At 35.8% G+C, this 19,585-nt stretch carries 15 protein-coding genes, 1 tRNA gene and 1 other RNA gene; 4 read left to right on the forward strand and 13 right to left on the reverse strand.

The window, feature by feature from the left end:
* Positions 1–467: 467 nt before the first annotated feature.
* The 11 genes from recR to gltB all read right to left on the reverse strand — a co-directional run bounded on the left by recR (position 468) and on the right by gltB (position 15,006).
* Positions 468–1,064: a recombination mediator RecR gene (gene recR, locus AK212_RS08160; protein WP_053030221.1), complete on the reverse strand. Its 597-nt coding sequence runs from the start codon at positions 1,062–1,064 to the stop codon at positions 468–470.
* Between the two features lie 5 nt (positions 1,065–1,069).
* Positions 1,070–1,387, reverse strand: a complete 318-nt coding sequence (locus AK212_RS08165; protein WP_001213992.1) for a YbaB/EbfC family nucleoid-associated protein — start codon at positions 1,385–1,387, stop codon at positions 1,070–1,072.
* A gap of 155 nt (positions 1,388–1,542) precedes the next feature.
* Entirely contained in the window at positions 1,543–3,255 is a 1,713-nt protein-coding gene (gene dnaX / locus AK212_RS08170) for a DNA polymerase III subunit gamma/tau (protein ID WP_053030222.1), read from the reverse strand.
* Between the two features lie 68 nt (positions 3,256–3,323).
* Positions 3,324–3,851 (reverse strand): GNAT family N-acetyltransferase, encoded by a 528-nt coding sequence (locus AK212_RS08175; protein ID WP_053030223.1) that lies wholly within the window; start codon positions 3,849–3,851, stop codon positions 3,324–3,326.
* 304 nt (positions 3,852–4,155) lie between these two features.
* An RNA gene (gene ffs, locus AK212_RS13075) (signal recognition particle sRNA large type) lies at positions 4,156–4,425 on the reverse strand.
* A 91-nt stretch (positions 4,426–4,516) separates the two neighbouring features.
* Positions 4,517–5,242 (reverse strand): trehalose operon repressor, encoded by a 726-nt coding sequence (gene treR, locus AK212_RS08180; protein ID WP_053030224.1) that lies wholly within the window; start codon positions 5,240–5,242, stop codon positions 4,517–4,519.
* Positions 5,243–5,263: 21 nt separating this feature from the next.
* Positions 5,264–6,898, reverse strand: a complete 1,635-nt coding sequence (gene treC / locus AK212_RS08185; RefSeq protein ID WP_053030225.1) for an alpha,alpha-phosphotrehalase — start codon at positions 6,896–6,898, stop codon at positions 5,264–5,266.
* 259 nt (positions 6,899–7,157) lie between these two features.
* Entirely contained in the window at positions 7,158–8,606 is a 1,449-nt protein-coding gene (gene treP, locus AK212_RS08190; RefSeq protein WP_053030226.1) for a PTS system trehalose-specific EIIBC component, read from the reverse strand.
* 191 nt (positions 8,607–8,797) lie between these two features.
* A tRNA-Ser gene (locus tag AK212_RS08195) sits at positions 8,798–8,890 on the reverse strand.
* Positions 8,891–9,003: 113 nt separating this feature from the next.
* Positions 9,004–10,467 carry a glutamate synthase subunit beta gene (locus AK212_RS08200; RefSeq protein ID WP_053030227.1) on the reverse strand — a complete coding sequence of 488 codons (1,464 nt, stop codon included), beginning with the start codon at positions 10,465–10,467 and terminating at the stop codon, positions 9,004–9,006.
* Between the two features lie 18 nt (positions 10,468–10,485).
* Positions 10,486–15,006, reverse strand: coding sequence for a glutamate synthase large subunit (gene gltB, locus AK212_RS08205; protein ID WP_053030228.1), 4,521 nt, complete (start codon positions 15,004–15,006; stop codon positions 10,486–10,488).
* 162 nt (positions 15,007–15,168) lie between these two features.
* Here gltB and gltC point away from each other — a divergent pair, with 162 nt between their 5' ends.
* The 3 genes from gltC (at position 15,169) to AK212_RS08220 (ending at position 18,106) form a co-directional block, all read left to right on the forward strand.
* Positions 15,169–16,056 carry a glutamate biosynthesis transcriptional regulator GltC gene (gltC, locus tag AK212_RS08210; protein WP_053030229.1) on the forward strand — a complete coding sequence of 296 codons (888 nt, stop codon included), beginning with the start codon at positions 15,169–15,171 and terminating at the stop codon, positions 16,054–16,056.
* 161 nt (positions 16,057–16,217) lie between these two features.
* Positions 16,218–17,300 (forward strand): YibE/F family protein, encoded by a 1,083-nt coding sequence (locus AK212_RS08215; RefSeq protein WP_411841265.1) that lies wholly within the window; start codon positions 16,218–16,220, stop codon positions 17,298–17,300.
* On the forward strand, positions 17,297–18,106 hold the full coding sequence (locus tag AK212_RS08220) for a YibE/F family protein (protein WP_053030231.1): 810 nt from the start codon (positions 17,297–17,299) through the stop codon (positions 18,104–18,106). The genes AK212_RS08215 and AK212_RS08220 overlap by 4 nt, the downstream gene beginning before the upstream one ends.
* A 140-nt stretch (positions 18,107–18,246) precedes the next feature.
* Here AK212_RS08220 and AK212_RS08225 read toward each other — a convergent pair whose 3' ends face one another.
* Both AK212_RS08225 and AK212_RS08230 read right to left on the reverse strand, forming a co-directional pair.
* Positions 18,247–18,711, reverse strand: coding sequence for a GNAT family N-acetyltransferase (locus AK212_RS08225; protein WP_053030232.1), 465 nt, complete (start codon positions 18,709–18,711; stop codon positions 18,247–18,249).
* Between the two features lie 7 nt (positions 18,712–18,718).
* Positions 18,719–19,108 (reverse strand): NUDIX hydrolase, encoded by a 390-nt coding sequence (locus AK212_RS08230; protein WP_053030233.1) that lies wholly within the window; start codon positions 19,106–19,108, stop codon positions 18,719–18,721.
* A gap of 127 nt (positions 19,109–19,235) precedes the next feature.
* On the opposite strand from AK212_RS08230, the gene AK212_RS08235 reads away from it, so the two are divergent.
* Entirely contained in the window at positions 19,236–19,514 is a 279-nt protein-coding gene (locus tag AK212_RS08235; RefSeq protein WP_053030234.1) for a hypothetical protein, read from the forward strand.
* Positions 19,515–19,585: the final 71 nt, after the last annotated feature.

Here is a 19,585-nt window from a genome sequence, read left to right on the forward strand (position 1 = left end):
GTTAAGTTACTGTTTTTGGAATTAACGTTGACATATTGTCATTCAGTTTTCAATGTTCATTTTTTGTTACCACAAGAATTAATTATACTCGCTATCAACAATAAAGTCAATAACTTTTTTTATTAATTTTTGAAGTGTTTTAATGTTCGTTGATTTGTTCCGCTCAACAAATATATACTATACAGGCATTTATCCATTTTAACAACAGTAAAAATTACACTTTATCCAGTGTAAAAAGTTCTAAAACACTTAATAAACGAACTTTAGTTAATACTAATAATTAAATAGTTCGTTTATACGTATTATATCGTTTTCTATACCCACTTTAATGCGTTTTAATCACTCGAATAACAAACTTTAAAAAATTTACATTTTTTTAAAACAAATTAAAAAAAACGCTATTGCAAATTGAAATATAACCGTTATAGCTATATTTGCTATCAATTTGCTAATAGCGACTCTATGTTTTACATTTCTGTTCTTCCTGCTATTGCTTTAGATAAAGTAACTTCATCAGCGTATTCTAAATCTCCACCTACTGAGAGTCCTTGGGCTAACCTAGTGACTTTAATTCCAATAGGTTTCACCAATCTAGATATATACATCGCCGTTGATTCTCCCTCTAAGTTAGGATTCATAGCTAATATTAATTCTTTAACCTCATCATCTTTTAATCTATCTATTAATGTCGGTATATTAATATCTTCTGGCCCTATTCCATCCATTGGAGAGATTGAGCCATGTAGTACATGGTAAAGTCCTTTATATTCTCTCATCTTCTCCATCGCAATAACATCTTTATCATCTTCAACTACACATATAACTGAGCGATCACGTTGCTTATCTTCACAAATATAACAAGGGTCATTCTCAGTTATATGACCACATACACTACAATAAGTAAGCTCACGTTTAACATCTACCAAGGCTTTAGCAAATTGGACTACATCGTCTTCTTTCATATCTAAAGTATGAAATGCCAGACGTTGAGCCGTCTTGGGACCAATGCCTGGCAGTTTCATAAAACTATCTATTAATTTAGATATAGGTTCAGGATAATGCATCTATATTACATTCCCGGAATATTTAAGCCTTGTGTGTGCTTACCTAAACGTTCTTGAGTTAATTCGTCAGCTTTATTCATCGCTTCATTCGTTGCTGCTAAAACTAAATCTTGTAGCATTTCGATATCATCTGGATCTACCGCTTCTTCTTTAATTTCAACATCTACAACTTCTTTGTGACCAGTAACTGTAACAGCTACCATGCCACCACCTGCAGTACCAACAATGCGTTCTTCTTTTAATTTTTCTTGCTCTTGAGCCATTTTCTTTTGCATTTTTTGCATTTGTTTCATCATTTGTTGCATATTTCCGCCACCGCGCATAATATCATTTCCTCCTTGAATGTATCGACATTATCTATTAATTTATATTTTATTATACATACGTTTATATTTATTGTCATGTATCTCTATTTCTAGAATCAATTCAACAATCCTATACTCAAATCAACTTCTTACTATTAATATAACAAAAAGGATTATTCATCTATTAAATGAACAGTTTCTTCACCAAATAAGTCACGGGCTTTCTGTGCTACATCTGTGTCTTGCTTACTTTCTTCACCATTAGTTGGTGTTGTTTGATTATCTTTATCTTGTTGCTTTCTACTATTAATATATTCAGTTCTTACTCTCATCCATTGATCTGAAGGAACGCCCACTACTTCAACATTCTTATTAATGATGTTTCTCACTACATTTTCAATACTAGTTCGTTTTTCATCATCTCTATTAACAATTTCACAGTGTATTTCTTCATCAAACTGAACTAATACGCGTTTTTCACTAGCAGCTACAGGAATTGAGTTTTGTAATAAACTTACCAATGATTTCTTATCATTCTTTTTCGCATAGTCTACTACTTCTAGCCAGTGTTTCTTCAATAGTTGAATATCTTCTTTGTTTGCTTCGTCTAATACTTTAGCAATATTCGTCATTGAGAAAGTACCTTTATTCTGACGTCTACCACGCGTGTTCGTTTGTGTAGCATGCTGTTTTGAATTTGCTTGAGTGATGCCTTGAGCTTTGAGTGTTTTTAGTTCATTTTCTAGTTGTTCCATACGTTGTAACAACACGTCATTATTAGGTTGTGACGCAACTTGTGTTGTCGCAACATTTGTTACAGTGTCAGGCTGTGATTTCATCATTTCAGCAATTTTTACTAGTAACACTTCAAAGTGCACATTTTGGTTCACACTAAAACGTATCGATACTAAAGTATCGTTAATGATATCAATCATATGATAAAGCGTATCTAAATTAAAATTCATTAGCGCATCGAATTCTGCATGATTATCGACCGTTTTATTCATAATTGTATCGCGAACAAAATAAATCATATCATTAATAAGACGGTTTACTTCTTTTCCTTCTGAAATAAATTGATGATAGCGTGTAAATGCATTTTTAACATTTCCTTCAACAACGTCTTTAAATAATTCATTTAATGCCGCTTCATCCACACTACCCGTTACATCTAATACATCTTGTAGTGTAAGATGCTCATCACCAAATGCGATAGCTTGGTCCATAATACTTAGCGCATCACGCATACCACCTTCAGATGCTTTAGCAATAAACTCAAGGGCTTCATTATCATAATCTAAATGTTGTTCTTCAGCTACAAAGCGCAAGCGATCTGTAATTTGTTCTGTACCTATCGCTTTAAAGTCAAAACGTTGCGCTCGCGAAATAATCGTAGGCGGGATTTTATGTGGTTCAGTTGTAGCAAGAATAAAAATAGCATGTGCCGGTGGTTCTTCGAGTGTTTTTAATAGCGCATTAAACGCACCAGTTGTTAGCATGTGCACCTCATCAATAATATATACTTTATATTTCGACTCACTAGGCGCATATTTAACTTTATCTCTAATGTTTCTAATTTCATCTACACCATTATTACTTGCAGCATCAATCTCAATCACATCGCCATTCGTACCTTGCGTAATACCTTTACAAATCGCACATTCATTACATGGTTCGCCATCTTGAGGATTTAAACAATTTATTGCTTTAGCAAACACTTTAGCAATACTCGTTTTACCAGTTCCACGAGGGCCACTAAAGATATAGGCATGTGATTGTTTACCTTTGGAAATGGCGTTTCGTAACGTCTTAGTTACATGTTCTTGCCCCACAACATCCTGAAAGCTTTGGGGTCTAAACATTCGATACAAAGCTTGATAATTCACATCCGCACCTCCGTTAACAATTACTCTACATTATATCACGCATTATCGCCTTATTTTCAATGAATTTATTATGTCATATCTGCGTCTTGCACAATACCATGTGGATAATCATCCAGTTGATCCCATAGAAATTTAACACGTAACATAGACGCATCTGTTTCTTTTGAGAAAATATGATGTTTGTCTGCCGATTCATAACCTAACCCTTCGAAATACTCTGGACAACACCCCACAATGATAGTCGTATAGTGTTGTGATTTCGCGCGTTCTTCAACAGCTTGGACTAAGGCTTTGCCCAACCCTTCATTACGATATGGCTGTTCAACTATAAGGGACGCTAATTCTAGTGCTTTGTAACGCTGATTTCCAGCATTCAAATTAATCTCGCTAAGCATGACATGTCCTATAATATCGCCCGATTCATCTTTAGCAATGACTTCGAGTTCATAATTATAATTCGCTGCTTGACGTAATTTTGAAATGAGTGCACGTTGTCTTTGACCAGCACCTTGATGTTTCTCATCATAACTTGATTCTATTCTATTCAAAGTTTCGCTATAATCCATTTCCGTTAATGTACTTAAGAATAATCGCATATTGACCCCCCTCTAATGCGTCAAAGTGTTCTTCGTTCGACACTTGGACATATCGCTTTCCCGTTTTTATTTATCTATATTTTATACAAAAAAATGGGAGCAGGACAGAATTCTGTTTAAATTCGTTGTCCTACCCCCTCAAGGATGACTAGAACTGAGAAATGCTTGATTTAAGCACCTTCTCAATTTAGACAGCTACTGCGAACTCGCAAAGTAGCATCATTACATTATTTATATTACAGGCTCTCTTTTAAATTTATACTAAAAATTTGATTTATTTCGGTTAATTTAACGTATTAAAAAACCGTGCACCTTCGAATCGAGTGTGTATCACAAACGTTACCGAAGTCGACAGCTAAATCTCGGCTACCCTACGGCACATATGAGGATCCACTTAATGCTGCTTCCGTCAGGACCTGACATGATTCATGGGTTCATATTGCATAGGACCGAAATCTTCAAACACTACGTGCTTCGGGCAGACTTCACAAAAACACACCCTCAACAAAGGAATTAAGTCTCGCATAAAGCGGATTTCGAGTACAGGGAACCGCTACCTCCCCACCTAGCACGGTAAGTTTTATAATACTATAAACGTTCTTCCTATTGCAAGTGTAAAGTTTTAATTCTCCATATCATCGACTCAAAAATAGCTTGATGCCATCTTATAATTTATGTCGTCTTGAAAATTCTTGGAATTTAAATTCTGTTGCTAAATGCTTTGACACATTATATTGGAATGGCATTGTGTTATTTAAATAAACGACACTTCTCACTGTTGCAGTATATGGTGGTTGTATTTCACCGAAAACATCATAGGCACTTTCAGTAAAAGGCTCAAACGTAATCGATTTGCTTGAATAACTGATATCTAATTCTAATTGTGTTTCTAAATAATGATAAATAGAATCTTTTGCTACTGAATTCGTAATGCCCGGAACGATTGAAGCTAAAAAGTAATCTTCATCTAAAATCTTCACTCTATGATTGATACTTCTTGTACGTACAACATGAATCAGTTCCTCATCACCTTTAAGATTCAATTGCGTTTTAACATAAGGTACCGAATTAGCTTTAATCAGTTCGTTAATGAGTACTTCAGTTTCATGTTTCAAACCCAGTTCTTCTTGCACTTCTTTAAAGCTAATTAATTCTGAAAATGGGAACTCCGTAACACCTTGATCAATAACAATAGAGCCCTTACCTCTAATTTTTTGAATCATACCATCATTTGCTAACAAGTCCAGTGCTTTTCGAACAGTTTCACGCGATGTGCCATATCGTGTTACCAATTCATGTTCTGACGGAAGTTGTTGTCCATTGGTATATACATCTTCATGTATTTGTTGCTTGAGTTGTTCATATATCGTTATGAATTTTTGTGTTGCCATGTCCTTCTCCATTACATCAATCTATTGAACATCAATGACAATTGCACCAAATGGAGATATTTCACCATTTTCTATTGTGCCATTTTGAATAATAACTGTTCCTTGTCTATTGATGTCTTCAGGTAATTTTACTGCTTCTTTTGAAAAGTTAGCAACCACGAGCCATGTTTGACCATCATAATTTCGACGGTACATGAATAATTGTGGGTGCTCCATATATAACGGCTCGATGTCACCATAAGTGATAATATCATGTTCATGACGCAATCGAATCAGTTCGCGATACGTGTGTAGTACGGATGTTTTGTTCTCAATTGCTGCTTCTACGTTAATATATTGCGCATTGTTTGGTATATCGATCCAAGGCGTACCAGTAGTGAAACCTGCTTGTTCACCTGATGTCCATTGAATAGGTGTTCTAGAATTGTCACGTGATTTTTGCCCTAGAATAGTTAAAATTTCACTTTCATCTTTACCTTGTTGTTTTAAGTTATCATAGGCATTACGTGACTCAACATCACGATATTGTTGAATAGAATCAAAGTGCGGATCCGTCATACCGATTTCCTCGCCTTGATAAATGTATGGTGTACCTTGCAACATATGCAATGCGATAGCTAACATCTTAGCGCTTGCTTGTCGATTTTCTTCTGTAGAATCATCACCGAAACGAGATACAACGCGTGGTTGATCATGATTGCACCAGAAAATCGCATTCCATCCGCCACCTTCGTATATTCCAACTTGCCAATCCATCAATATTTCTTTTAGTTTTAAAAAGTCTAATTTCGCATTTGACCACTTTTCTCCATCAACATAATCTACTTTTAGATGATGGAAGTTGAAGACACTACTTAATTCTTGTCGGTCAGATTTTGTATATTTGATACAATTATCAATGGTTGTTGATGACATTTCTCCTACCGTCATCATATCTTTATCTCCAAATGTATGACGATTGAGTTCATGTAGATACTCATGTACATGTGGTCCGTCAGTATAAAACTCTTTTCCAATTTTAGGAGAATCCTTAAATTCACCTTTAGAAATAAGATTAATTACATCAAAGCGGAAACCATCTACACCAAATTCAATCCAGTGGTTAACAACATCATATAAAGCCTGTCTCACTGCTTCATTATCCCAATTTAAGTCTGCTTGTGTGACATCGAATAAATGTAAATAATATTCATCTGTCTTCTCGTCGTATTGCCAAGCATTACCACCAAACTTCGATTCCCAATTAGTTGGAGGCCCATCTTGTGATGGTTTAAAGAAATAATAATCACGATACGGATTGTCTTTCGAACGGATCGCTTCTTTAAACCATTCATGTTCTGTAGATGTATGATTAATAACAATATCTATCATGACTTTTAAGTCTCTCTTATGTGCTTCACTGATTAATGTTTCAAAATCTTCTAGCGTCCCGAAGCGTTCGTTAATTTTCAAGTAATTGCTAATATCATAACCATTATCATTCATCGGCGACTCATAAACAGGTGTTAACCAAATGTAATCAACACCTAAATATTGAATATAGTCTAATTTTTCAATAATTCCTTTTAAATCTCCCTCACCATTACCTGTTGTATCGTTAAATGATTTGGGATAAATTTGATAAACGACAGACTTTTTCCAATCTTTTTGTGCCATGTATACTCACCTTTCGCTTATTAATCGTATTAATGTGATTTAAAAGGAGTGGGATAGAATTTTTTCGAATTCGTTATCCCCCTCCCAGTTTGCTTAACTTGTAAAATTTCTTTGTGAAAGTCTCTCTGCAGAGCCCGCCTGTAAGAATGACTAGAACCGAAAAAACTTGATTTAAATGCCCTCTCAGTTCAGTCAGCTACTGCAAAATTGCAAAATAGCATTTTATATTATTTATATTTCAACGTCTTTATTTGTAAATTTATTTAGCTGTTGTTTCTTCAGGGTTTTCAACCATCTTCTTAGCTTTAATTGTTGTAAATCTTGCAAAGACAATTGTCAAAACAGCTGGTATTGCCATAGCAAGTAATGTAACTGGCACATAAATAAACCAAAATTCACTTTGAATTGAAATGAAGGCTGGAACACCACCTACACCGACACTACCCAATACCTTTTTAGCGCCGATAATAGCACCTAAAACGCTTGATGTACAAATAGCAGCAAAGAAAGGTACTTTTAACGGTAAATTCACACCAAACATTGCAGGTTCTGTAACACCTAAAAATGCTGATACACTTGAAGTTAAGGCTAAACCTTCTTCTTTTACCATTTTGCGTCGTCTATAGATAAACCACGCTCCAAACGCTGCCGAACCTTGACAGATATTAGATATTGCAACGATCGGCCATAAATATGTACCGCCCAGTTTGCTTCCCATTAATTGGAAGTCAACTGCCAAGAACATATGGTGTAATCCCGTAATAACAAGTGGTGCATAGAAGAATCCATAAATCGCACCGCCTAACCAACCAGCATGTTCGAAGACAAATTGAACTGCGCCAGTAATTCCAGTACCTATCACAAGTGCAATCGGACCAATAATTATAAATGCTAAGAATCCAGTGACCAGTAATGCTACCGGTCCGACAACTAACATTTTAATTGAGTCATGAACAACTTTATTTAGTGCTTTTTCAATGAGTGATAAGACATAAGCTGCAATTAAAACTGGTAAGACTTGGCCTTGATAGTTTAATTGTTTGATTTCAAGCCCAAAAAGATTCCATGTCGGAATATGGCCTTTAGCAATGTCATATTGTGAAACTAACTGTGGATGCATTAGGATAAGTCCAAGTACTAAACCTAATATTGGACTACCACCAAACACTTTCATACTACTCCAACCAATTAACGCTGGTAAAAAGATAAACGCTGTACTTGCGATGACGTTAATAATATTCGATATATCACCCAACTGAGGATATTGTTCAACAAGTGGTTTAGGGCCAAATAATTTTTCCATAGTAAGTAAATTATTAATCCCCATTAAGAGACCTGCTGTAACCAATGCCGGTAAAATCGGAATGAAGATATCTCCCAATAGTTTTATAAGTCGTTGTAAAGGATTGCCTTTTTTCGCTGCAGCAGCTTTAGCCTCATCTTTTGAGGATTCTGCTACACCTGTTTCTTGAATAAATTGTTTATACACTTCGTCCACGGTACCAGGTCCTATAACGATTTGGTATTGGTTATCCGCTTTAAATTGACCTTTAACAAGTGCATTATCGTCTAATGCATCTTTATCAACTTGATTGTCATCTTTTAACACTAAACGCAGTCGTGTAACACAATGCGTTGCAGTTTCAATGTTTTCTTGCCCACCTATTGCTTTGACGATATCCTGCACATCTTTTCTTTTTACAGCCACGCCTTTCACTCCCTTATTTTTAATAACCCAAGTATAACTTGTCTAGACAAGTTTTGTAAAGGCTTTCATAATATTGTTGAATTTTCATTCTAGAATGGGCGCTAAATGCAATAAAAAAGACAAGTACTCAACATATTAAACATTGAGTACTTGTCTTTTTTATATTTATTAGTCTTGGATTTTAATTATAATGGCGGAGGAAGAGGGATTCGAACCCCCGCGGCCCGTTAAGGCCCTGTCGGTTTTCAAGACCGATCCCTTCAGCCGGACTTGGGTATTCCTCCAATGAACACAATAAATATCATATACCACGGTTCATTGGAAGTCAATCACTTTTATAGTCAAAATGTAAAATTATTCATTTTTATTTTTAGTACGCGCTTATACGTCATTGAACTTACACGAATACCTTTTGTTTTAAGAAGTGATCTACTGATTGAGCAACGCCACGCCCTTCTTTAATTGCCCAAACTACCAAACTCTGACCTCTTCGCGCATCTCCAGCGGCAAAAATCTTTTCTTTATTAGTACGATAGTCTTTATCGTTGGCGATAATTTTATTTTGTTGCGTCGCAATATCAAATGACCTTGGGACAGTTGGTTCTGTGCCTTCAAAACCGATTGATAAAAGAACTAGATCTGCTGGCCAATGTCTTTCAGTACCATTTACAACAACCATTCCTTCTGGTGTTTCTTCTAAAATTTGTGTGTATACACCACGAACATTACCAATGTGATCTACATCGTACCGCATTGTTTGAACACCATAGGCACGCGGTTCTCTACCGAAACGTGCTTCATATTCTTTGTGTGCATAATCCATTTTGAAGACAGGTAATGCCAATGGCCATGACGTATTACTTTCAAATGCGATTTCTTCAGGTGCTTTTGTATATTTGTTGAATTGTACTATTGACTTACAATTCTCACGTAATGCGGTAGCGACACAGTCTGCACCAGTGTCACCAGCACCAATAATGATGACGTTTTTCCCTTTAGCCGTTATTGTTGGTTCATCTATTTCACCATTTAATAACTGAGTCTGTTCAGTTAAATAATCCATAGCAAAGTGTATCCCTTGGCCCATGCGCCCTTCTAATGGTAAGTCGCGCGCTTTTTGAGCACCCGTACATAAGATAATAGCGTCATACGTCTGCTCTAATGTTTCACGTGATATATCTACACCAATGTTGGTATTCGTCTTAAAGGTAATACCCGCTTCTTTCATTAATGCGATACGACGACGTACAACCTCTTTATCTAATTTCATATTTGGAATACCATACATGAGTAAGCCACCCGCTTCAGCAGCTCTTTCAAACACTGTCACTTGGTACCCCTTATAATTGAGCTCTTCTGCAGCAGTAAGACCGGCTGGACCGCTTCCTACAATTGCTACAGATTGTTCTAATCGTCGCTTAGGATATTTAGGCTTAACCCACCCGTGTTCATAGGCTTCGTCAATAATCGTACGCTCAATACCTTTAATGGCAACTGATTCACGATTAATTTTCATAACACAAGACTGTTCACAAGGTGCTGGACAGACACGTCCCGTAAATTCAGGAAAATTATTTCTTTCACTCAATCGATGATAGGCAGACTCAAAATCTTGTCGATAAACTAAATCATTCCATTCAGGGATATAGTTACCGATTGGACAACCAATAGTTTCTCGCCCAAAAGGAAGACCTGTTTGACAAAATGGTGTCCCACAGTCCATACATCGTGCACCTTGAATGGACGCTTCTTCACGAGAAAATCGCTGTTGAAAAGCATCATGATGCTTCAAACGATCAACTAAAGACAGTTCAGATAATGATTGCTTTTCATATTTCATAAATCCCTTAAATTCCCCCATCACAGACCACTCCTTTCTTTAATAAATCACTGCTGGTTGTAATTCTTTGTCAATTGCCGTACGGTCATCGTAAAATGCTGCTAGTTTAGCTTCATCTATTTGTAGTAAATTACGATTTTGTAATTCAATTTTTTGCATCATTAGTTCGTAATCTTTTGGAATTACTTTGACAACTTTATCTGCCACATGTGCAAAATCATTTAAAATTGCTGCTGCTTTTGTACTTTGTGTATAGTGGTAGTGCTCTTCTAACATAGCTTTAAGTAACGTTTTCTCCTCATTATGCGTCACTTCCTTAAACGCTAAGGTTGGCAATTGATCCTTATGTTTAAATGATTCAATATCACTTGGAAATACATAACAAACACCACCACTCATGCCTTGACCAAAGTTCTTACCAACATCCCCTAAGTTGACGACATGTCCTCCGGTCATATATTCCAAACCGTGATCACCGATACCTTCGACAACCACATCAACTCCACTATTTCGAATACAGAAGCGTTCGCCAGCGCTACCATTAATAAAGGCTTTACCTTTTGAAGCGCCATAGAAGCATACATTTCCAGCTATAATTTCACGTTCCCGCTGTTTATTTGGCGCTTTAACAACAACTATACCGCCTGATAAACCTTTACCAACGTAATCATTTGCATCGCCTGTATGTTGAATTAACAATCCTGACGGTGCGAATGCTGCTAAACTCTGTCCTGCATGTCCATGCGTTTCAGCTACAATAGTTGCTTCTGGTAAGCCATTAGCACCGTGTTGCTGTGTAATATAGCTTCCTGTAATAACCCCTACATCTCGTTGTTCATTATTAATCACATAGTTCCCTTTAAATACTTCTCCATCCTCAATACTTTGTTTAGCATCTTTATAAAGATAATTTAAATCGAAACCGATATCTAAATGATGATTTTGATTGATTTCTTTTGCGTTAGGCCCATCAACTGAATCCAATAACTTTTCGATGTCCAATGTTGCTGCTTTCGAACGTTCATCGATTCGACTTGAACGTTGTAACAAATCGGTACGTCCGATCAATTCTTCAACCGTTCTTAATCCTAATGAAGCTAAGACCTCTCTTAACTCTTCAGCAATAAAATGCATAAAGTTAACAACGTGGTCAGCCTTACCTCTAAATAGTGCTCTCAAATCTTTATTCTGTGTCGCAATACCTACTGGGCATGTATCATTATGACAAACACGCATCATGATGCACCCTAAAACAACTAATGGCGCAGTCGCAAATCCAAATTCTTCAGCACCTAATGCACATGCTAGCGCCACATCCCTACCCGTCATCAACTTACCATCTGTTTCTAAGCGGACACGGCTACGTAAATGATTTAATTTCAATGTTTGATGTGTTTCAGCTAAGCCAAGTTCCCAAGGCAACCCAGCGTGTTGAATACTTGTCTTAGGTGATGCACCTGTACCTCCGTCATATCCACTCACGACAATTTTATCTGCAAATGCTTTAGCAACACCTGATGCAATGGTTCCGATCCCTGTTTTTGAAACTAATTTAACTGCTACGTCTGCATTTCTATTCGCGTTCTTTAAATCATGAATAAGTTGCCCCAAATCTTCAATTGAATAAATATCATGATGAGGCGGTGGTGAAATCAACCCAATACCTGGCGTTGAACCACGTGTTTCAGCGATCCATGGATAAACTTTCGTTCCAGGTAACTGTCCACCTTCACCCGGCTTAGCACCTTGAGCAACTTTAATTTGTAACTCTTTTGCATGTTGTAAGTACTCGCTCGTTACACCAAAACGCCCTGAAGCCACTTGCTTAATCGCACTTGATAACACACTACCATCCGCTTGAATTTCATACCGTTTGGGATTTTCGCCACCTTCACCACTGTTACTTTTACCACCAAGACGATTCATGGCTTGGGCCAATGTTTGATGCGCTTCTTCAGAAATAGAACCGTAACTCATCGCACCTGTATTAAAACGTTTAACAATGGTTTCTACTGGCTCAACCTCACTAATATGAACCGGTCGCTGTGCTTTAAATTCTAATAAATCACGTAAATGATCGTTTCTTTGATCATGTACAGCATTAGAAAAAGCTTTAAACTGTGTATAGTCATTCTCACGACATGCATGTTGTAACAAGTGTATAGTTGTAGGATTAAATACGTGATGTTGACCTTGTTGGCGCCACTGGAAGACACTTCCCGAATCAAGGTACTCATTATGTCTTTGTTGACGCATTTTATTCTCTACGTCAATTTGTTGAATACTTAACCCTGATAATTTGGATTGCGTTCCAGTAAAATAAGCATCAATTACATCTTGAGATAAACCAACCGCTTCAAAGATTTGAGCCCCTTGATAACTTTGAACAGTTGAGATACCCATTTTCGCCATCACCTTAATAACACCTTCTGATAGAACACGTGTGTAAGTTTCAACATTATCTGAAAGCGTGCCTTCTAAACGATGTGTTTCAGTTAAATGGGCAATAGTTTGTTGTGCTAAATATGGAATGACCGCATTCGCACCATATCCTAATAAACATGCCACATGGTGTACCTCACGCGTTTCACCAGATAGCGCTACTAAGCTCGTATCCATGCGTAAACCTTCTCTTATCAATAACTGGTGAATATGACTGATAGCTAGAAGTATTGGCATAGCGTAGTGTTGTTTCGATGCCTCATCCTCAATATGACAATCAATGAGTCCACTATCATCTAGGACTAATATCGTATAACCTTCTCGTGTAGCTTGTATTGCAGCGTCACCTAATCTTTCCAATGCCGCTTCAAGATGATCTTGATACAGTGTAGACAAGTGTTTCACGTTAAACTTACTTTGTTTAATCCTATTGAGTTGCGTTAGAGTCAAGACCGGTTTCGCTAATTGAATACGATCCAATACCGTTTCATCCGGATGGAATAAGTTACCTTCTCCACCTAAATATGATAATTCACTCGTTACAATCTTTTCACGATAGGCATCAATAGGCGGATTGGTTACTTGCGCAAATAACTGTTTAAAGTAATTAAATAATGATTCTGGTCTCTCGTTTAATACGGCAAGTGGTGCATCATACCCCATCGCACCGATTGGATCTTTCTTACCTTTCACTAACTCAGCCATATATTTATATATATCTTCTTTGGTATATCCAAATTGACGTTGTAACTTAAATAATATCTTGTGATTCAATGAAGGCTGGCGATAGGTTTGCGTTTCTAATTGTAAATCTATTTTATTGTTATCTAACCACTTCTTATAAGGATATTGACTGGCAATACGCGCTTTCAACTCATTATTTTCAATCACTTGACGTGACTCAAAATCTACAAGAAGTAACTTTCCAGGATTAAGTTGTCCTTTGTAAGCAACATTGTCTTCTGGTACATCCACAACACCTACTTCAGATGAAAAGACAATAAAATTATCTTTTGTAATTGTATAGCGACCTGGTCGTAATCCATTACGGTCAGTTAATGCACCAATTTTATCTCCATTACAGAACGAAATCATCGTTGGACCATCCCATGGTTCCATCAAATAACTATAAAATTCATAGAACGCACGAACATTCGCATCATTTTCTTTGTTATATAACCATGGTTCAGGGATAAGCAACATCGCAGCTTCTTCAGGTTCCATTGCCAATGATAGAAATTCTAGCGCATTGTCTACAATTGCTGAATCACTTCCATCTTCATCAACAATGTTCTGTATTTTACTATGCTCTTCGCCAAATAATGTTTGAATTAATTGTCTTTGACGTGCTCTCATCCAATTCACATTACCTTTAATTGTATTGATTTCACCATTATGCATTAATAAACGATTGGGATGTGCACGTTTCCAACTCGGAAAAGTGTTTGTACTAAATCTTGAATGTACTAAACCTAACTTAGATTGATAATCTTCATGATTTAAATCTAAATATAATTTTTTTATTTGATCTGAGCGTAACCACCCCTTATATACAATCGTCTTATGGGATAAGCTTGTAAAATAAAGACCTAAGTCTTGCTGTTCAGCATATTGTTCTATTTGCTTTCTTGCTATATATAATGGTTTAACCGGCGTTGCAACTGATCGAATATCTATAAACACTTGTTGAATGTGTGGCATTGTAGATGCAACATGAGGCGCTATGGCGTTGACATCAACAGGTACATCTCGATAGCCAATTACTTTTAGGCCTTCACTTTGAAAGTAATGATTAAATTGCGATTCGTGTGTCGTACCTTGTATCTTTTCGTTAGAGAAAAAAAGACCTACCGCATAATCGCCCTCATTAGGTAAGTCTAAATCGACATGTGCTTCAAAAAATTGAAATGGTATTTCGGTCATAATACCTGCACCATCACCTGTTATACCATCTGCACCAACACCACCACGATGGTCAAGTCGACGTAACATTTCAAGTGATTTTTCAATAATATCGTGCGACCTTAAATTATTCATGTTTGCGTAGAAACCAATACCGCATGCATCATGTTCCTCACGGTAATCATATAATCCTCTTTTTAATCTTTCATCAAACATGATGCCCACTCCTTTTGAGAATTTTCAGAAAATTTACTGTTAATAATAATTAATATAATGTAAAATATTTATCTGAACAATATATTAATTAGATGACTTAATTCTAAAAATTAGAACAATCGACAATAAAATGTTATGCGCACAGTAGAAAGGAGCATTCATTTGGAAATTAAACAATTAAAATATTTCGTAGAAGTTGCACGTCGAGAACACCTCTCTGAAGCAGCACTCGAGTTGAATATTGCCCAATCTGCAATAAGTCGACAAATCACATTGTTAGAACAAGAACTACAAGTTACTTTATTTAATCGACAAGGGCGAAACATCCATTTAACATCACATGGTAAAGCGTTACTCACTCAGGCGACTCAGATTTTGGAGCAATTAGACGAAACAGTAGCGTTATTTCAACAAACTAATCACAAAAATGCGCGCATACTTAATATTGGGTTTGAAGAGAGCTATATTTCTCAAATGATTACTGCCATCATTCAAGCGTTTGAGCGCCAATATGATAGCATAATTGTTCCTCATATGATGTCATCATCTGAGATTTCTGAAGCGCTATATACTGGTAAAATTGATATTGGATTGGTCGAAATAAACACGGCTCTTCAGAAGAATGCTAATTTATCACTCAAACCATTATTTGAAGAAACATACCATGTTTATGTGCCTAAAGATGATGTGATTGCTTTATCTATAAATCCGCCACTAACTCAACTAGCTGAAACACAACTATTTACTTTGAAACCTTTAGCAACAACTATAGAAAGCCGTTTACAACATACTTTAAAGTTACCAATTCATATCATTGGAACGAAATCCCTAGCACACTATTTACTTAAGCATCACCGTGGCTATGTCATCTTGCCTGATTACTTATCATTGGAGAATGAGGTGGAGGCATTATGTGATATATCATTAGCGCATACAGAATTAAAACGCTCCTTTTGCGTCGCTTTCAAAAAAGATAATAAAAAAGTAGATATTCTCAATTTATCGAATTTAATACATCAACTTCTAAGTAAAGTGTCGACATACCATTAACAGTATGAGGTGATATGTCATAATTCAAATAGTTACTATTTGAATAATACAGTTGAGGAGCGTATAATCACTCTAACTTATTAAAGCGTAGAATTTCGAGTTATAAATGAGGGTTAAATATAATGAATGCACAAAATCGCAACTATTTTAGTCATCGTATAATGAATACCATTATTGTAATTATCGGATTATTTATCATCGGCGCCTTTATTTTTACGTTTTTCAATGCACGTTTTTATAACACCCCTATCGGTAAAGTGACACATGTAGAAATGAGTAACGCTCACAAAGTCGTTGATGAACAACATAATACCGACTTCAAATACAAACAACATTTAACAATAGAAATATTAAATGGTAAATATAAAGGTGAATCTACTACGATAGATAATACCTATGTCAAATCGCAAGCAGATTCAGAGCACTTTAGTAAAAATAATAAGGTCTTAATGCACATTCAAAATAGCCCGAAAGATGCAACGATCTTGGAGAAAAAACGCGATAGTCTTACTGTAGCAATTGTAGGTATATTTATTATGTCCCTATTACTGGTTGGACGTAATGTAGGTTTACAGTCTATCCTGTCACTTATCTTTAACACTGGTGCTATTTTAATAGCTATTGCAATCCATGATAAACATCCATCTACTAACCTATTCATTCTAATGAGTGTGGCAATCGTGCTGTCTACCATTGTCACGCTATTGCTCGTAACCGGTTGGCATATGCGCACTTGGATCACAACAATCGGTACGTTATTAGGTACATTTTTATGTATTGGTATCACTCAAATCATTATTCAATTAACCAATGGAGCTGGCATTAAATATGAAACAATGAGTTTTCTAACATTACCACCTAAAGATATATTCTTAGCATCCGTGCTTATTGGATCTTTAGGCGCTGTAATGGATGTCGCCATTACAATATCAAGTGGTATGTATGAAATCTTACAACGTACGCCTAACATTTCTTTATCGCGTTGGGCTCTAGCAGGTCGCAATATAGGACAAGATATCATGGGCACTATGACAAATATTTTACTTTTCTCCTACTTATCAGGAAGTTTGCCAATGTTCCTAATTTATTTAAAAAATGCTAACACATTTACATATACGATTTCGATGAATTGGTCTTTAGAAATCGCTCGTGCTATAACAGGTGGTATTGGTATCGTACTCACGATTCCAATTACAATTAGTCTGATGGTTATGTGGATGAAATGGAAGGGTGTGACAAGATGAATGCAGTCGTCCTACTAGCACTCATTTTATTTATTTTAATGCTTATTTTCGGCGGTAAAAAAGGATTAGTTTCATACTTAACGTTATTCCTAAACTTTATGATCTTACTAATCAGTATTGTGTTCATTTTATTTGGAACACCTATTTATTTAGTTTCATTAATATTTTGTATCGTCATTGCTGCTTGTAACTTGTTTATTTTAAATAGTTACAATATTAAAACCAAGGCTGCTTTTATTGCTACAATATTAACTACGATTTTATTAATATTAGGCATTTATTTATCTATAAGTATTGGCCATCTACAAGGGTTTACTACGGAACAACAAGATGAAACCTATATTTTTTCAATGAATATCGGTATCGATATGGTTCAATTCTCAGTATTTACGGTTATTTTAGCTGTTATTGCAGCTGTCATTGACTTAACGATAACGATAAGTTCACCTATGTATGAGCTCAATGAAACCAATCCTAATCTTTCACGCAAAGCATTGTTCCAGTCAGGTATGCGTGTAGGGAGAGAAATTTTAGCAACTTCTGCCAATACAATATATTTAGCTTATTTTGGGGGTCAATTAACACTATTCTTTTGGTTTTTCCAATTACATTATTCTTTTGGACACATTATTAACTCAAAGATATTTGCGCAAGAATTCATTTCTATCTTACTCGGTGGAATTGCTGTAGCGATTAGTATCCCTATCACAGCATGGATTACTGCATTATTAATAAAGCATCCTAAATTGAGTGCAAAGCCTTCACAAGAAGTTTCACAAACTTCAGAGCAAAACATCAATCATTAAATTGATAAAACAACAAGTGCTATACAATCTTGAAATAAGTTATCGAGATTGGGACAGAAGCCTTTATGAATGCCTTGTCCTACCTCATTTATTTCATATTGATTGTAATGGCACTTTTTTAATGCGCATATTTATAAAAGCTATATGTTCAAATTCATAATATAAACTGGTCGACCTTCTAAACGCGTCTCTCCAGTTATTGAATATTTGGCTTGTTTATACAACGCCATCGCTTTGTCATTGTCAGTATTTACAGTCAATATTATTTCATTAATATAGGGAAACGTTGCTTTAATATAACTTGGTAGTTGTTGAATCACAGCTTTTCCAACACCCTGGCCACGATATCGTGCATCTACACTAAATGAACGGAAAAATATAGCATTTTGATGATTGCTATACGGTTTAACCCCTTGACCTTCATGCAAAGTAAAGAAGCCCACACATTGATCATTTAACATAACAAGTGTCGGATGACGCTCATTGTCCCCTTTAGCCGATGCAATATTATCATTAGGCGTTCGAGTGAATTTTCTATCTTCTGCTAATATTTCAAACCCATTTAATAGTGGTTGATCGTGAATTGAATATGGTCGTATTTCCATTTTCTCCCTACTTTCTCTCTGAAAAGGTCTCAATCCATTTTACAACAGCTGGTGCGATTAAGGTTGTATCAGATTTATCGAACCAACGAATATCTGTAATTTCATTATCAATTTTCACACTATCCCAATCAATTTTCTGTTGAACTTTAAATCCATTTAGTTCCGTTAACGTATTCTTTTGTGGGTAAGCATCCCCAACAACTGTACCTAAATATGTAAAGTCACTTTGTTCGAAAGCCAATTGTAATTCCTCTTTAACTTCTCGTTGTATCGCTTCTAATAGCGTTTCACCCGCATCAATTTTACCACCCGGGAAATAATATTTTTCTCTATTTCTTACTTGTACTAATAAGATTTGGTCATTTGTTTCTTCCACTAAACAAACACATTTGATCATACCTGCACACCTTTTCTATTAAATGTTTTGTACTTCAAAAATATATGTTAATTTAGTATGATGTTAACATATATTAATATACTAAATGTCCGTTTAGTGACATTTTGATATTCGGAGGGTATTATTCATGGCAAAGAAATCAAAATTAACACGCGTTTCAAATTTAGTAAGTACTGCAGGCTTTATCGTTGATGGTTACAACGGTATTAAATTTGATGCAAAAAATAAAAACCTAGTTTATTTATCTTTAGGCCTAAGTACAGTGGGTACACTTTTAGATTTCGTAGTATCAATGAAATCTCCTTACAAATTCCGTAAGTTATTTTCATTCGTTTCATTCATTATTAATGTTACACGCTTAGCTTCAAGTTTCAGAAAAGTTAAAGAAGATTATCAATTTCAATAAAATAAAAGGACTGGGTCAGAATTCTTATTGAATTCGTCTTCCCAGCCCTGCAAGGATGACTTGAGTTGAGA

It is taken from the genome of Staphylococcus borealis, assembly GCF_001224225.1.
Lineage (GTDB): Bacteria > Bacillota > Bacilli > Staphylococcales > Staphylococcaceae > Staphylococcus > Staphylococcus borealis.

Bases quoted from the DNA above. Each gene is read 5' to 3' on its own strand.
- AK212_RS08165 (WP_001213992.1), bottom strand. From the start codon at position 1,387: ATGCGCGGTGGCGGAAATATGCAACAAATGATGAAACAAATGCAAAAA.
- AK212_RS08175 (WP_053030223.1), bottom strand. From the start codon at position 3,851: ATGCGATTATTCTTAAGTACATTAACGGAAATGGATTATAGCGAAACT.
- treC (WP_053030225.1), bottom strand. From the start codon at position 6,898: ATGGCACAAAAAGATTGGAAAAAGTCTGTCGTTTATCAAATTTATCCC.
- gltB (WP_053030228.1), bottom strand. From the start codon at position 15,006: ATGTTTGATGAAAGATTAAAAAGAGGATTATATGATTACCGTGAGGAA.
- AK212_RS08235 (WP_053030234.1), top strand. From the start codon at position 19,236: ATGGCAAAGAAATCAAAATTAACACGCGTTTCAAATTTAGTAAGTACT.
- AK212_RS08225 (WP_053030232.1), bottom strand. From the start codon at position 18,711: ATGGAAATACGACCATATTCAATTCACGATCAACCACTATTAAATGGG.
- AK212_RS08200 (WP_053030227.1), bottom strand. From the start codon at position 10,467: ATGGGGGAATTTAAGGGATTTATGAAATATGAAAAGCAATCATTATCT.
- treR (WP_053030224.1), bottom strand. From the start codon at position 5,242: ATGGCAACACAAAAATTCATAACGATATATGAACAACTCAAGCAACAA.
- AK212_RS08215 (WP_411841265.1), top strand. From the start codon at position 16,218: ATGAATACCATTATTGTAATTATCGGATTATTTATCATCGGCGCCTTT.
- AK212_RS08230 (WP_053030233.1), bottom strand. From the start codon at position 19,108: ATGATCAAATGTGTTTGTTTAGTGGAAGAAACAAATGACCAAATCTTA.
- recR (WP_053030221.1), bottom strand. From the start codon at position 1,064: ATGCATTATCCTGAACCTATATCTAAATTAATAGATAGTTTTATGAAA.
- AK212_RS08220 (WP_053030231.1), top strand. From the start codon at position 17,297: ATGAATGCAGTCGTCCTACTAGCACTCATTTTATTTATTTTAATGCTT.